Here is a 13,752-nt window from a genome sequence, read left to right as displayed (position 1 = left end):
AGTGACCTCATCAACCGCACCGACGATCTGCAGTGCGTCCTCGGGGCCGTGCAGCAGGAACCGGGCGCGGAGCCGGTCGATCGCCACCCGTACGTCCGCCGGGGCGACCGTGGCGGCGGCCAGCTCGACGATGGCCGCGACCGAGGTCAGCGCGGTCTCCTCGGCCCGGCTGAGCCGCGCGGCGTCGAGCACGGCGAGGGTGAACTCGTCCAGCGCGTCGAGGCAGCGGGCCACCGAGCCCCGGGACTGGGCGCGTACGGCCAGCGCGGAGACGTCGGACGGCACGGGCACGACGAGATCCGGGCGCAGCTGGATCAGCGCGCCCAGGGCGTCATCGGTGAGCGACCGGAGCTGGTCGGCGAATGCGGTGGCCATCGTTCTCAACGCTAGCCGCCATGGGAGCATGATGAAGGGTCCGGGGCTTGGCCGGACCCGGCGAGATACCAAGGGGAGTAACTGTGGGGGCAGACAACAAGATGCCGGGCACGTCCGTCGCGGAGGGTCACGCCACCCAGAAGCCGGGCCGGGAGTCCAGCATCAAGGAGGGGCACCTGCCCGTCTCCGAGCTGATCGCCGACCGTCCGGCCGCGCCGTCGCCGTTCGGTGACGACCAGGAGTTCCCGCTGCCGGTGGACCAGCTGACGTACACCCCCACCACCACGCCGTGACCCCGGCGGTCGGGTTCGACCTGGACATGACCCTGATCGACTCCCGGCCGGGGATCCGCGAGGCCTACCGGGCCCTGACGGCCAAGACCGGCGTGTGGGTCGACGCCGACCTGGCCGTCACCCGGCTGGGCCCGCCATTGCGTACGGAACTGAGCGAATGGTTCCCGCCCGCGGAGGTCGAGGAAGCGGTCACCACGTACCGGGCCCTGTACCCGGACTACGCGATCACGCCGACGGTCCCGACCCCGGGAGCCGTCGACGCGCTGGCCGCCGTACGGGATCAAGGCTTCCGTGTGGTGGTTGTCACGTCCAAGCTGGGCCGGCTCGCCGCCCTGCACCTGGCGCACCTGGGCCTGGAAGCCGACGAACTGGCCGGCGACCTGTTCGCCGAGGGCAAAGCGGCGGCTCTGACGGCCCACGGCGTGAAGTGGTACGTGGGCGACCACGTCGCAGACATGGTGGCAGCGCGAACGGCAGGGATCCCCGGCATCGGCGTCGCCACCGGCCCCTGCAGCGCGGACGAGCTCAAGAAGGCCGGCGCGGCACACGTGCTGTCCGACTTGACCACCTTCCCGGCGCTGCTGCGAAAGATAACGGTTGGGCCCGGCACAGGCGCTGGATAACCTTGCCGTGAGCAATCGAGTCCAATGAGTGAAGTCGAGGTCAGCGGTGCCCACGGGTCGAGTGAAGTGGTACGACGCGGCGAAGGGTTTCGGGTTCGTCACCAGTGACGAGGGCGGGGACGTGTTCCTGCCCAAGGGCGCCCTGCCCACCGGGACCGCGGACCTGAAAGCGGGTCAGCGGCTGGAATTCGGTGTGGTGGACAGCCGCAAGGGCGCGCAGGCGATGGGCGTCAAGGTGCTGGACGCGCCACCGTCGATGGCCCAGCTGCGCCGCCGGCCCGCCGACGAGCTGCACGGCATGGTCGAAGACATGATCAAGGTGATCGAGGCGAAGATCCAGCCTGATCTGCGGCGGGGGAAGTACCCGGACAAGCGGACGGCTGAGAAGATCGCGCAGCTTGTCCATGCGGTGGCTCGGGAGCTGGAGATCTAGGGGTTCTTGAGCGGGCGTTTGCCGGGCTGGGCCTTTTGCTCGGCCCGGCTTTGCTCGGTCTGGTTTTTTCTCGGCCCGGCTTTTGCTCGGCCCCGGCTTTTGCGTGTGCCGGGCCGGGTTTGCCTCGGCCGGGCTTTTGCCTGTGCCTAGCCGGCCAGGGGCTTGACCGCCGGAGTGATGCCGGCCGCGGCCGCCCGTCCGAGCAGAGCGTCAGCCGCGGCGAACCCCTCCGGCCCCAGGTCGAGCGTGAACTCGTTGACATAGAGCCCGATGTGCTGCCGCACGACCTCCGGCTCCATCTCCTGCGCGTTGCTCAGCACGAACTCACGACTCGCGTCGGGATTGGCCCAGGCCATGCTGACCGACTTGCGGATCCACTCCGCCGCCTCGGCCGGATCCACGGCACCCTTGCGCGCCAGGATCGCACCCAGCGGAATCGGCAGGCCGGTGTCGCCCTCCCACCACTCGCCGAGGTCGACCAGCGCGGTCAGCCCGTGCCGCGGGTAGGTGAAACGCGCCTCGTGGATCACCAGACCGGCGTCGAACCGGCCCTCGGCGACCCCGGGCATGATCTGGTGGAACGGCACGACCTCGATGCGCGCGGGCGGGTGCTTCTCCGACCAGAGGCGGAACAACAGGTACGCCGTGGTGCGGTCGCCGGGCACAGCAACCGTCGCGCCGGACAGGTCGCCGTCGCCGAACCGGCCGTCGCCGCGGGTCAGCACCAGCGGGCCACAACCCCGGCCCAGCGCGCCGCCGCAGGGCAGCAGGTCGTAGTCGTCGAGCAACCACGGCAGCGCCGCGAAGCTGACCTTGACCAGGTCGAACGCGCCGCGCTCGGCTGCGGTGTTCGTGACGTCCACGTCGGCGAAGGTCAACTCCACCGGCTCGGCACCGGGGATCAGACCGTGCACAAGAGCATGGAAGACGAACGTGTCGTTGGGACAGGGCGAAACCGCCAGAGAAAGCGCCACGCCCCTCACGGTAACGACGCGGGACCCCCGACACCCGCAACGAACGGTGTCTGCATTGCCACACGTAGTTTCGCCCACACCGCCGTGCCCCGGCCGTTTTCCACAGAGTTATCCACAGGCTGCGGCGGCGGCCTCGGTGAGCGCGGAGAATGCTTCCCGGAGGCGCCAGGCAGCCCGATCTCGCGGGCCGATGGGATTGGAGATGGTGCGTAGCTCGATGAACGGGACACCGGCGAGCTGCGCGGCGCAGGCGACGCCGTAACCCTCCATGGCCTCGGCCACCGCGAGGGGGTGGCGGGCCTGCAAAGTGACGGCGGTCTGGTCGGTGCCGGTCACGGTGGCGAGGGTGAGGATGTCGCCCACGATGGCAGTCGGCAGGGCGGCGGTCAGGGCCTTGAGCAGGGTCGGGTCGGCTTCGATGAGGTTGCTGCCGAAGCCGAGCTGATCGACCGGGAGGAAGCCGTCCGGGGATTCCGCGCCCAGATCGGCGGCGATCGTCCGGGCACCGAGGACAGTCGCTCCGACGGCGGCACGGCCGGGGAAACCACCGGCGATACCGGCGCTGATGACGGCGCGGTACGGGGTGCCGGCGGCCTCGGCCAGGATGAGCAGGCGGGCTGTGCCGGCGGCAGCAGCGGCCGGGCCGACGCCTACGGGGGCGACGACGACCGTGGCGGGGTCGGTGCCGGACGTGTGGACGCCGGCTTGGACTGCTGCGGCCTCGGCTTCCACGGCGGTGACGATGAGCAAGCGACCCAGCAACGCGGGCTGGCTTGGCTCGGCGGGCTGGCTTGGCTCGGCGGGCTGGCTTGGCTGAGCGGGTCGGCTTGGTTGGCCGGCCTGGCCGAGCCGGCCGGACTGGCTTGATTGGGCGGCATGCGCGGGCTGGCTTGGCTGGGTGGCCTGCGCGGGCTGGGCGACCTCCGCGGGCTGGCTTGGCTGGGCCGGTTGGTCTGGCGTCACGGGGTGGGCTCGTCGCGGGAGCCGTTGCCGTTCGTGGCCGATGACGGCCGGTAGATGTGGAAGCCGGGCGGTGCCAGGTCGTCCTTGGGCTCGTCCGGACCGGCTTCCCCGCCAACTCCCTTGCCGCGGCGGGACCCGGCTCGGAGGGTTGACCCCGTCTTGTCCACGGAACCCGGTCGGCTCGGCACGGTCGGGCCTGCATCCGTCCCCGCCGCCGCTCCGGACGGCGAGGAGGGGGCGGATGGCGAGGAGGGCGTGACCGCCGACCCCTTCCGAGAACCGGACCGCGAGAAGAGGCGACGCTTGGCCGGGCCCGCTTCCGCCTTCCCGTCGCCGGACTGGCCACCAGCCGTCCGCTGGGACGTGGATCGGCCGGACGCCGCCTCAGCCGACGACTCCGAGGACTCCGCAGCCGCCGCCGACGCGGCGGAACCCGAGCCCTTCGACGCGGTCGAACCCGAGCCCGCAGACGCAGCCGAACCCGATCCCGCAGACGCAGCCGAACCCGATCCCGCAGACGCGGCCGCACCCGAGCCCGCAGACGCGGCGGAACCCGAGCCCGCCGACGAGGCCGAACCCGGGCCAGAAGCCGGTCGGCCCCGCACCCCTGAGCCTCCCCGTGGCCGGCCTGTCGAAGCCCCAGCAGGAGCCGGCGACGTCGGAATCACCTCAGCCGGCGAACCACCCTCAACCCCCGGCTCCTCCATCGCCACATCCGGCCGCCCGTGCAGCCGCTCCTTGTGCAAACGCCCGGCCACGATCGTTCCGCGTACCGCCACCACCACCGCGAAGGCCGCCATGACCGACACGCCCAGCCGGCCGTTCAGCGGGATGATGCCGACCGCGCCGCCCACTACCCAGGCGATCATCAGCACCGTCTCCGAGTGCGCGAATGCGCTCGCCCGCAGCCGTTCCGGGACCCGTTCCTGGATGCTTGCGTCGACCGTCAGCTTGGAGATGCCGCTGAAGATCGAGGCCACCAGGGACAGCAGTGCCACCATCGGCAGTGTGAAGAAGATCGCTGTGAGGACGGCCACTCCGGCCGTGATCGTCAGGCCGCTCGACTGCAGGGCAGTTGGTCGGCGGATGCGGAGGCGGGTGCCGACCGCTGTCGCCAGGAACGTGCCGACCGCCAGTGAGCCGCCGACCAGGGCCACCGCGCCCTGGCTGCCGATGTCGCGGCCGAAGAACGTTGTGCCCAGGGAGCCTGCTTTGACCGCGAAGGCGAAGTAGAGCAGCAGGAAGCCGTACAGGCATCGGAAGCTTGCGCTGCCGATCAGGGTGGCGATCACCAGCTTGCCCGACAGCGGGCGGTCCTCGCCCCGGCGCAGCCGCAGCATCGTGCGGAACGGCCTGGGCACCGCCTCGGGCGGGTCGGAGTCGGCGCGTGGGGGCAGGCGCAGGGAGATCACCACGCCGACCAGGAAGATCAGGAACGCGACCCGCAGCGGCCACTGCGGACCGAACCAGAACGCGGCCAGCCCGATCGGTGCGACCACCGCCCCCGCGAAGGTGCCGTAGACGCTCGCTCGGGCGCCCACCTGGGACAGACCGATGTCCTTGGGCAGGAGCCGGGGCACGGCCGCCGAGCGGGCCACCCCGTACGCGCGGGACAGGGCCAGCACGCCGAACGCCGCCGGGTACAGGCCCCAGCCCAGCAGGTTGTCGGAGATCACGTACGCCAGGAACGCCCGGCCCAGCATCGTCACTGCCAGGGCGTACCGGCGGCCGTGCCGGAAGTGGTCCAGCAGCGGGCCCACCACCGGGGCCAGCAGGGCGAACGGCACCATCGTGATCAGCAGATAGAGCGCGACCTTGCTGCGGGCCTCGCCCAGCGGCACGTTGAAGAAGATCGTGCCGGCCAGGCCGATCGCGATGAGCGTGTCACCCGCGCAGGAGACGGCGTGCAGGTCGAAGAGCCGGACCATGCCGACCTCGTTGGCCGCGCCGCGGGCCCGGGCGTCGCCGACCCGGCGGGTGGCCCAGGCGCTGCCGCGCAGGGATCCCCGCACCAGCATCCGCAGGGCCTTGACGCCGGTGCCGACGGTGCGTCCGATGGTGGGAAGCAGCGGCATCGCCCCATCCTGTCGCATCGAGGCGACATCCGTCCCCTCCCGGACGCGGAGATCTGGGGGAGTCGCTGCGTCGGCCGTCCACGAGTAGGGGACAATGGAGACGTGACGACCAGGACCTCAGTGCGTGCTGCCCGACTCGACCAGGTCTGTGCCGATGCTGTCGGGGTTGCGCGGGGTGCCATCACCGAAGTGGAGCCGAGTGACATCGGTGACCATCTCGAGGCGGTGGCCGAGGGCGACCGGGTCGTGACCCACTTCTTCGAGAGCCACCTGGCCGGTTACAAGGGCTGGCGCTGGGCCGTCACCGTCACCCGGGTGCCGCGTTCGCGGCACGTCACCGTCTGCGAGACCGTGCTGCTGCCCGGCCCCGAGGCGATGCTCGCCCCGGCCTGGGTGCCCTGGAACGAGCGGGTGCAGGCGGGCGACCTGGGCGTCGGCGACCTCATGCCGACCGCGCCGGACGACGAGCGGCTCGCCCCCGGGTACGTGCTCAGCGACGACCCGGCCGTCGAGGAGGTCTCCTGGGAGCTCGGCCTGGGTCGCTCCCGCGTGATGTCCCGCGAGGGCCGGATCGAGACCGCTCAGCGCTGGTACGACGGCGACGCCGGCCCCGAGGCGCCCATCTCCACCGCCGCCCCGCGCAACGCCCGCTGCGGCACCTGCGGCTTCTACCTGCCGCTGGCCGGTTCGCTGCGCCGCATGTTCGGCGTGTGCGGCAACCTGTACGCCCCCGACGACGCCAAGGCGGTCAGTGCCGACCACGGCTGCGGCGCCCACTCCGAGGCGCTGCTCGGCGCGACGGAGCAGCCGGTCGAGGAGCTGCCGACGGTCTACGACGACAGCGAGGTCGAGGCGGTCGCGGTCAGCCGCGCCCCCGGCTCGGTCGAGGCCGGCGAGCCCGCGGAGCCGTACGGCCACAGTTAGGCCGTTTCGGTCACCTTGAACTCGGGGTGCGACAACGCGCGCCGGCGTTTGCGGTTGGCGTCGTGGCGCAGCATGGTCAGCAGGCCCGGGATGCCGCACAGTGCGCCGGCCAGGCAAGTCCACAGCCAGCTCTCCGGCGCGCCGGCCAGCAGCAGGATCAATCCCGCCACGGTGAACGCGGCGATGCCGGCCAGGGCGAACGGGACCATCGGCGGATCCAGCGGCTCGGGGCGCGGCTTGGTGCCCGTCACCGCGTCGAGGCCGTGCGGGTGTTCGTGTGCGGGGGACAGGTCGGCCACGACCATCAGACTACGGCCGCGGAGATCCTTCGTGTGCCCTCGTGACAGTTGTAACAGTTCCTGACTTTTGCCGAGGTCAGCGTTCTGATTTGATGCGCCCATCGACCCCTGTAGGTCCTGTGGAGAGGCGCGAATGTCCACTGCTGCTGCCGAGACGGATGCTGGCTCGTCCGGGCGTACCCCGAAGAACGGTTTTGATCGATTTTTTGAGATCTCGGCCCGCGGCTCGACCGTCGGCCGGGAGGTTCGCGGTGGTTTCGCCACCTTCTTCACGATGGCCTACATCGTGGTGCTCAACCCGCTGATCCTGGCGGCGGGCGTGGACGCGGTCGGCGGCAAGCTGCCCGTCGCGGCCCTGGCGGCCGGTACGGCCCTCGTGGCCGGCGTGATGACGATCCTGATGGGCGTCGTGGCGCGTTTCCCGCTGGCGCTGGCGGCCGGCCTCGGCGTGAACGCCCTGGTGGCGTACGAGATCGCGCCCGAGATGACCTGGGCCGATGCGATGGGGCTGGTCTTCATCGAGGGTGTGATCATCGCCGTCCTGGTGCTGACCGGGCTGCGTACCGCGGTCTTCCGGGCCGTGCCCACCCAGCTGAAGACGGCCATCGGCGTCGGCATCGGTCTGTTCCTCATGATCATCGGCCTGGTCGACGCGGGCTTCGTGCGGCGCATCCCGGACGCCGCCGGCACCACCGTCCCGGTCGAGCTCGGCCTCGGCGGCAAGCTGGCGACCTGGCCGCTGTTCGTCTTCTGCGTCGGCCTGCTGATCACGCTGGTGCTCTTCGTCCGCAAGGTCAAGGGCGCGATCCTGATCGGCATCCTGGTCACCACGGTGCTGGCGATCATCGTGGAGGCGATCGCCAAGGTCGGCCCGTCGTTCGTCGACGGCAAGCCCAACCCGAGCGGCTGGTCGCTGAACGTGCCCGCGCTGCCCGACAAGATCGTGGACACGCCCGACCTGTCGCTGCTGGGCAAGTTCAACGTCTTCGACTCGTGGGGCCGGGCCGGCTGGCTGGTCGTGCTGATGTTCATCTTCACCCTGCTGATCACCGACTTCTTCGACACCATGGGCACGATGGTCGCGGTCGGCCAGGAGGGTGGCCTGCTGGACGAGGAGGGCATGCCCCCGCGTACGCGGGAGATCCTGCTCGTCGACTCGGTTGCCGCGGCGGCCGGTGGCGCGGCCAGTGTGTCGAGCAACACCTCGTTCATCGAGAGCGCGTCCGGTGTCGCCGAGGGTGCCCGTACGGGCGTGGCCAACCTGGTCACCGGCGTGCTGTTCCTGCTGGCCATGTTCCTGGCCCCGCTGGTCACGGTGGTGCCGTTCGAGGCGGCGTCGACGGCGCTGGTGGTGGTCGGCTTCCTGATGATGATGGCGGTCCGGCAGATCGACTGGACGGACTACGAGATCGCCATCCCGGCGTTCCTGGCGATCACGCTGATGCCGTTCACGTACTCGATCTCCAACGGCATCGGCGCCGGGGTCATCTCCTACGTCGTGATCAAGGTGGCGGTGGGCAAGGCCCGGGAGGTCCACCCCCTGCTGTACGGCGTCGCGGTGCTCTTCGTCCTGTACTTCCTGCGGGGTCCGCTGGAGTCGATCCTGCTCTGAAGTCGTGGGCACCGGGTGCGCTAGCGTGCCCGGTGACCACGGTCATAGCCGTTGGCATGTCGTTAGCCAAGCTCATTAGCTAGGCTAAGAAACGTGATGGAGCGGTCGGTGGCGGAGCGGGTTACAGCCGAGCAACTGGCCATTTCGCTGCGCGAAGCGATCATGCGGCTCAACCGGCGGTTGCGGCAGGCCCGCGCGGTCGGCGACCTCACGTTCAGCCAGCTCTCGGCGCTGACCAGCCTGCAACTGGCCGGCGCGCTGACCCCACGGGAGCTGGCCGACGTCGAGCGGGTGCAGCCACCGACGATGACCAAGATCGTCGGCAAGCTGGAGGAGCGCGGACTGGTCGCGCGGACGCCGCACCCGACCGACCGCCGCCAGGTGATCCTGGCAGCGACCGAGGAGGGCCGGGCCGTCTACGCCCAGTTCGAGAAGGCGCGCAACGAATGGCTGGCCTTGCAGCTGGCCGAGCTCACTGAGGACGAACGCGACACGCTCGAGCGGGCCGCGCAGATCCTGCGGCAGGTCGCCCGCAACTGAGCGAGCGCACCCGCCAGCCTCCGTCACACCGCGATGACGCGTACGGCTGATGAGGAGGCGCAACCCGAGTGCGGGCAGTGCTGAGCACGACATTCCGGTCCCTGCAGGTCCGAAACTACCGGCTGTTCTCGATCGGGCAGCTGGTCAAGCTCGTCGGCGTGTGGATGATGTTCACCGCGCAGGACTGGCTGGTGCTCAACCTGTCCAACAACTCGCCCGGCGCCCTCGGCATAGTGACCGCCCTGCAGTTCCTGCCCGTCCTGCTGCTGACCCTGTGGGCCGGCAAGCTCGCCGACCGCTTCGACAAGCGCAAGCTCCTGATCAGCGCAAACGCCGCCTTCGCGGTCACCGCGATCCTCTTCGCGATCCTGGTGGCCAGCGGCGTCGTGGTGCTCTGGCACGTGTTCCTGTTCGCCTCCCTGCTCGGCATCGCGAACGCCATCGAGACCCCGGTGCGCCAGTCCTTCGTCTCCGAACTGGTCGAGCTGCCGTTGCTACCGAACGCCCTCGCACTGTCGGCCGCGACGTTCAACACCGCCCGCATCGGCGGCCCCGCGCTGGCCGGCGTGGCTCTGGCCCTGTTGGACACCGGCCCGGTCTTCCTGATCGCGACCGCCCTCGCCGTCGCGCCGATCTTCAGCTACCTGGCCATGCGCCCGCAGGAGTTGCACCGCTCCATGACCCGCCCGTCCGCGGACGACACCCGCATCGCCGACGGCCTGCGCTATGTCTGGAAGCGGCACGACCTGCTGCTCCCGATCGCCCTGATGGCCGCGGTCGGCATGATCGGCTTCAACTTCCCGGTCACCCTGGCCGCCCTGGCCAAAATCAACTTCCACGCCGGCCCGTCAACCTTCGGCCTGCTGACCACGGCCCTGGCGGTGGGCGCGCTCGGCGGCGCGCTGGCGGGCAGCGGCCGCCGCAGCCGGCCCGGGGTGTACGTCGTCCTGGGCGCGGCGCTGGCGTTCGCGGTCTTCGAGGTGGCGGTCGGCTTCGCCCCCAACTTCATCGTGGCGATGATCCTGCTGGTGCCGACCGGGTTCTTCTCGATCTACCTGGCCCAGGCGGCCAACCACCGGGTCCAGATGGGCCTGCACTCGGCTTACCGCGGCCGGGTGATGGCCCTGTACGTGCTGGTCTTCCTGGGCACGACGCCGATCGGCGCGTCGCTGGCCGGGTGGTGGGGCGAGCACTTCGGCGTCCCGTCGAGCATCTGGGCGGCTGGGCTGTTCTGCCTGGTCGCGGGGGTCGTGGCGCTGGTCTGGCAGCTCCGTACCAGTGGGGACCGGCTGTCGCTGCACGGTGGCTCCCGGCCGGGGCTGACACTGGTCCGGACGACGCCGGACGAGAACGAGGAGATCGACGAACCGGAGCAGCAGCCGGCGCAGGCACCGGTCGAGCCGGCCCGCACGGTCGCCGCCTGAGATCAGCGGGCGGCTTCGCAGCTTCCGGTGTGGGCGGCCGCTTCGGTGGTGGCCAGCGCGGGATCCTCGGCGCGGATCGCCGCGAGCAGGCGGGTGTGGTCCATGTACTCCTCCGGGCTCAGCCGGGCGCCGAAATGGTCCCGGAGAGAGTCGCGGATCACCTGGCCCAGGTCGGCGTACAGCTCCATCAGGACCTCGTTGTGCGAGGCCGCGACCACCGCCTGGTGGAATGCCGTGTCGGCGTCGACGAAGGCGTCGCGGTCGCCGGACGCCCAGGCCTGTTCGCGCTGGGCCAGCAGGTCGTCGAGCCGGAGCAGGTCCTCGTCGGTGCGGCGGCGTGCCGCGAAGCCGGCCGCCGCGGCCTCCAGCGTGCCGCGGAGTTCGGTCACATCGGCCGGGTTCGCGGCCGCGAAGCGGCGCTGCATGACTCCAGCCAGTTCGCTGGTGGCGATCACCCAGGTGCCCGAGCCCTGCCGGATGTCGAGCAGGCCGTTGTGGGCGAGCGCGCGGACAGCCTCGCGAACGGTGTTGCGCGCGACGCCCAGCTGAGCCACCAGCTCCGGCTCCGTCGGGATGCGCGAACCGACCGGCCAGGCACCCGAGGTGATCTGCATCCGCAGCCGCGCGATCACCTGGTCGGAGAGAGCTGTGCCCCGCGACACTGGACTCAGATTCATCCCATGATTCTATGATGGGTCCATGACGAGCACCAGCACCGAGCCCCGTACCGGCGTGAAGATCCGTCCGCTCGCGGTCGTCGGGCTGGTGCTGGTGGCCATCAACCTGCGTCCGGCCGTGACCAGTCTCGGGCCGGTGCTGGAGGAGGTGCGGGCCAGTCTCGGCATGAGCGCGGCTGTGGCCGGCCTGCTCACGTCGGTGCCGGCGGTCTGTTTTGCGCTGGTCGGCTCGACTGCGCCACTGCTGGCCCGGCGATGGGGGACCGGCGGGGTGATCGCGCTCGGCACCACGGCGCTGGCGCTCGGCCTGGCGGTGCGGCCCTTCGCCGGGGGCACTGGTTCGTTCCTCGCGCTGACCGCGTTGGCGCTGGCCGGCATCGCGCTGGCCAATGTCCTGCTTCCGGTGGTGGTCAAGCAGCGCTTCCCGGACCGGGTGGGGGCGATGACCGGGCTGTACTCGGTCGCTCTCAATCTGGGCGCGTCCACGGCGGCGGCGGTCACGGTGCCGCTTACCGCCGGGGTTTTCGGCGGCGATTGGCGGCTCGGGCTGGGGGTGTGGGCTGTGATCGCGGCAGCGGCGCTGCCGGCGTGGATCCTGCTCGCCCGCGACCGCACCCCGAGCCAGCCCGCGCCGGGCCAAGCCACGCTGGATCCGACCGCGCCGGCGTCGATCACGCCGGTAGGAGGCGGTGGCGCGGGGACCCTGCAACTGCGGCGGCAGCCGATCGCGTGGGCGCTCGCCGTCTACTTCGGGCTGCAGTCGACCGTCGCGTACGTGATCATGGGTTGGTTGCCGCAGATCTTCCGGGATGCCGGGCTCTCCGCGCGTACCGCCGGCTTGCTCTTCGCCGTCACCGCCCTGCTCGGCGTACCACTGTCTTTTGTTCTTTCCGCCCTCGCCGGCCGGCTGCCCCGGCAGAGCGGGGTCGCGGTCCTCATCGGGCTCTTCGGCATCGCCGGTTACGCCGGCCTGTGGTTCGACCCGGCCGCCGCCCCCTGGCTCTGGGTTGTCCTGCTGGGCGTGGCCAACTGCTCGTTCCCGCTGGTCCTCACCATGATCGCGTTGCGGGGGCGGGATGCCGCCACCGTTTCGCGGCTGTCCGCTTTCGCGCAGAGCACCGGTTATCTGCTGTCCGTGCCCGGGCCCATCGTGGTCGGGGTGCTCTACGACCACACCGGCAGCTGGCGGATTCCGCTGGCCCTGCTGACGTTTCTCATGGTGCCGCAGATGATCGCCGGGGTGCTGGCCGGCCGAGACCGGCAGATCGGCTGAGGACAAACCTGTGGATATGTATGGCAGACCGGGTCATCCGAACGGCCCTCTCCGTTTCCTCAACGGCTGCCTTAGCGTCAGACCGTGGCAATCACGCACATAGCTGTGCTCGCGACGGCGCTGCTCGCGCTGCTGTGTCTGCCGTGTGCCGTCGCGGTCGTCGTCTGCGCCGACGAGCTGGTCGCCCGTCGTTTCTGGAGCCGGGGCGGGCGGCGGGATGTTCGCGCCCTGCGGTGTCTGGAGCGGGAGCTTTCCGTCGCGGAGCTGGAGCTGCGGCCGCCCGATTTTGAGCCGAGCATGGATGAGCTCGTCGCCGAGTTGCGCCGGCTCGACCGGCAGCGGCGCAGTTCGCCGACCATCGACTCGGTCGCCTGGCTCACCGCGGTGCTGCGGGCCTACGACCAGCGGCTCGCCATGGCCAGCCGGTCCCTCGGGCTCACCGAGCATCTCGCCCAGCTCGACGGGATGGACCGCGAGATCGAACGGGTCCGCGTGGAGGGGCTGCTGCACGCCGCGGGTCTGCGGTTGCGAGCCGCCTGACCGCTTAGAGTCGCAGCGTGCGGCTCTTCGTGGCGATCTATCCACCCGGGAACGTGTGCCGGGACCTGCGCCATCGCCTGACCGACGGCGGCGCCCGGCCGGTGCGGCTCACGCCGGTCGAGCGCTGGCACATCACGGTGGCGTTCCTCGGTGAGGTCGCGGAGGAACGGCTGCCCGAGGTGGAGCGGGCGCTCGACGGGGTCGCCGTACCCCGGGGTGTCGTGCTGCGGCTGCGGGGTGGTGGGCGCTTCGGTAAGGGCAGGTCGACCGTGCTGTGGGCCGGCGTCGAGGGGGACCTGGCGGCGTTGCACCGGGACGTCTCGGGACGGCTCGGGCTGGTGGAGCGGGAGTTCACGCCGCATCTCACTGTGGCGTACCGGGATGATCCCGTGGTCCGGCTGGCCCTCGACGGTTATGCGGGCCCGTCGTGGCCGCTGCATGAGATAGCCCTCGTCCACAGTGTTCCGGGCGAGGGCTACGTCACGCTGAAGAGCTGGTGATCAGGAGCTTTCGCGGGCCGCCGGGCCGCCCCCGAACAGGACGTCGTCCCAGCTCGGCAGGCGCTTGCGGGGCTTCGCCGTCTCCTCGGAGTCGGTCGAGTCGCCGCCCTGGGACTGGCCCACCGTGCGGCGGGGACGCAGGACCGCGAGGCTCGGCACCGCCGGGACCTCCTTGGGCAGGTCGGCGTCGTCGTCGAACGCGGAACCGGCGCCGCCACCCAGCAGGG

At 70.9% G+C, this 13,752-nt stretch carries 14 protein-coding genes and 3 pseudogenes; 10 read left to right on the top strand and 7 right to left on the bottom strand.

Annotated features, from left to right (window positions below):
- A pseudogene (locus AB0C29_RS11980) lies at positions 1-375 on the bottom strand (hypothetical protein); the annotation flags it as partial.
- 83 nt (positions 376-458) lie between these two features.
- Here AB0C29_RS11980 and AB0C29_RS11975 point away from each other — a divergent pair.
- From AB0C29_RS11975 to AB0C29_RS11965, 3 genes are read left to right on the top strand one after another with little or no spacing between them, the layout of a single operon-like run.
- The gene (locus tag AB0C29_RS11975; RefSeq protein WP_212991315.1) at positions 459-668 is read left to right on the top strand and encodes a hypothetical protein; all 210 of its coding nucleotides are present in this window, start codon (positions 459-461) and stop codon (positions 666-668) included.
- Positions 665-1,291 (top strand): HAD family hydrolase, encoded by a 627-nt coding sequence (locus tag AB0C29_RS11970; RefSeq protein ID WP_360818881.1) that lies wholly within the window; start codon positions 665-667, stop codon positions 1,289-1,291. The genes AB0C29_RS11975 and AB0C29_RS11970 overlap by 4 nt, the downstream gene beginning before the upstream one ends.
- A gap of 46 nt (positions 1,292-1,337) precedes the next feature.
- Complete coding sequence (locus AB0C29_RS11965; RefSeq protein WP_212991316.1) at positions 1,338-1,724, top strand: cold-shock protein; 387 nt, start codon at positions 1,338-1,340, stop codon at positions 1,722-1,724.
- A gap of 146 nt (positions 1,725-1,870) precedes the next feature.
- On the opposite strand, the gene AB0C29_RS11960 is transcribed toward AB0C29_RS11965, so the two are convergent.
- The 3 genes and pseudogenes from AB0C29_RS11960 to AB0C29_RS11950 all read right to left on the bottom strand — a co-directional run.
- Entirely contained in the window at positions 1,871-2,698 is an 828-nt protein-coding gene (locus tag AB0C29_RS11960) for a 1,4-dihydroxy-6-naphthoate synthase (RefSeq protein WP_360818878.1), read from the bottom strand.
- A 108-nt stretch (positions 2,699-2,806) separates the two neighbouring features.
- Positions 2,807-3,457, bottom strand: coding sequence for a futalosine hydrolase (locus AB0C29_RS11955; RefSeq protein WP_360818886.1), 651 nt, complete (start codon positions 3,455-3,457; stop codon positions 2,807-2,809).
- A gap of 920 nt (positions 3,458-4,377) precedes the next feature.
- Positions 4,378-5,736, bottom strand: a pseudogene (locus AB0C29_RS11950) (MFS transporter); the annotation flags it as partial.
- Between the two features lie 102 nt (positions 5,737-5,838).
- On the opposite strand from AB0C29_RS11950, the gene AB0C29_RS11945 reads away from it, so the two are divergent.
- Complete coding sequence (locus AB0C29_RS11945; RefSeq protein ID WP_360551049.1) at positions 5,839-6,660, top strand: DUF3027 domain-containing protein; 822 nt, start codon at positions 5,839-5,841, stop codon at positions 6,658-6,660.
- Here the strand turns inward: AB0C29_RS11945 and AB0C29_RS11940 are convergent.
- Complete coding sequence (locus AB0C29_RS11940; protein WP_360818884.1) at positions 6,657-6,869, bottom strand: DUF2530 domain-containing protein; 213 nt, start codon at positions 6,867-6,869, stop codon at positions 6,657-6,659. The genes AB0C29_RS11945 and AB0C29_RS11940 overlap by 4 nt on opposite strands.
- A gap of 223 nt (positions 6,870-7,092) precedes the next feature.
- Between AB0C29_RS11940 and AB0C29_RS11935 the strand changes: the two genes are divergently transcribed.
- The 3 genes from AB0C29_RS11935 to AB0C29_RS11925 all read left to right on the top strand — a co-directional run bounded on the left by AB0C29_RS11935 (position 7,093) and on the right by AB0C29_RS11925 (position 10,535).
- Positions 7,093-8,571, top strand: coding sequence for an NCS2 family permease (locus AB0C29_RS11935; RefSeq protein WP_360818875.1), 1,479 nt, complete (start codon positions 7,093-7,095; stop codon positions 8,569-8,571).
- 93 nt (positions 8,572-8,664) lie between these two features.
- Positions 8,665-9,111 (top strand): MarR family transcriptional regulator, encoded by a 447-nt coding sequence (locus AB0C29_RS11930; RefSeq protein ID WP_360551053.1) that lies wholly within the window; start codon positions 8,665-8,667, stop codon positions 9,109-9,111.
- A 68-nt stretch (positions 9,112-9,179) separates the two neighbouring features.
- Positions 9,180-10,535 (top strand): MFS transporter, encoded by a 1,356-nt coding sequence (locus AB0C29_RS11925; RefSeq protein ID WP_360818872.1) that lies wholly within the window; start codon positions 9,180-9,182, stop codon positions 10,533-10,535.
- Between the two features lie 2 nt (positions 10,536-10,537).
- On the opposite strand, the gene AB0C29_RS11920 is transcribed toward AB0C29_RS11925, so the two are convergent.
- Positions 10,538-11,212 (bottom strand): FCD domain-containing protein, encoded by a 675-nt coding sequence (locus tag AB0C29_RS11920; protein ID WP_360818869.1) that lies wholly within the window; start codon positions 11,210-11,212, stop codon positions 10,538-10,540.
- A 22-nt stretch (positions 11,213-11,234) separates the two neighbouring features.
- Here AB0C29_RS11920 and AB0C29_RS11915 point away from each other — a divergent pair, with 22 nt between their 5' ends.
- The 3 genes from AB0C29_RS11915 (at position 11,235) to thpR (ending at position 13,525) form a co-directional block, all read left to right on the top strand.
- Positions 11,235-12,485 (top strand): MFS transporter, encoded by a 1,251-nt coding sequence (locus tag AB0C29_RS11915; protein ID WP_360818866.1) that lies wholly within the window; start codon positions 11,235-11,237, stop codon positions 12,483-12,485.
- Between the two features lie 84 nt (positions 12,486-12,569).
- Complete coding sequence (locus AB0C29_RS11910; RefSeq protein WP_360818863.1) at positions 12,570-13,025, top strand: hypothetical protein; 456 nt, start codon at positions 12,570-12,572, stop codon at positions 13,023-13,025.
- Positions 13,026-13,042: 17 nt separating this feature from the next.
- Positions 13,043-13,525, top strand: coding sequence for an RNA 2',3'-cyclic phosphodiesterase (gene thpR / locus AB0C29_RS11905; RefSeq protein ID WP_360818860.1), 483 nt, complete (start codon positions 13,043-13,045; stop codon positions 13,523-13,525).
- On the opposite strand, the pseudogene AB0C29_RS11900 reads toward thpR, so the two are convergent.
- Positions 13,526-13,752, bottom strand: a pseudogene (locus tag AB0C29_RS11900) (DUF3071 domain-containing protein); the annotation flags it as partial.

Origin of the sequence: Actinoplanes sp. NPDC048791 (assembly GCF_040650095.1) — a bacterium.
Lineage (GTDB): Bacteria > Actinomycetota > Actinomycetes > Mycobacteriales > Micromonosporaceae > Actinoplanes.
The sequence above is the reverse complement of the archived record's forward strand: the minus strand, read 5'-3'. Positions and strand labels throughout refer to the sequence as shown.

Coding starts and splice junctions, on each gene's coding strand:
- AB0C29_RS11940 (WP_360818884.1), bottom strand. CDS start 6,869: ATGGTCCCGTTCGCCCTGGCCGGCATCGCCGCGTTCACCGTGGCGGGA.
- AB0C29_RS11935 (WP_360818875.1), top strand. CDS start 7,093: ATGTCCACTGCTGCTGCCGAGACGGATGCTGGCTCGTCCGGGCGTACC.
- AB0C29_RS11920 (WP_360818869.1), bottom strand. CDS start 11,212: ATGAATCTGAGTCCAGTGTCGCGGGGCACAGCTCTCTCCGACCAGGTG.
- AB0C29_RS11915 (WP_360818866.1), top strand. CDS start 11,235: ATGACGAGCACCAGCACCGAGCCCCGTACCGGCGTGAAGATCCGTCCG.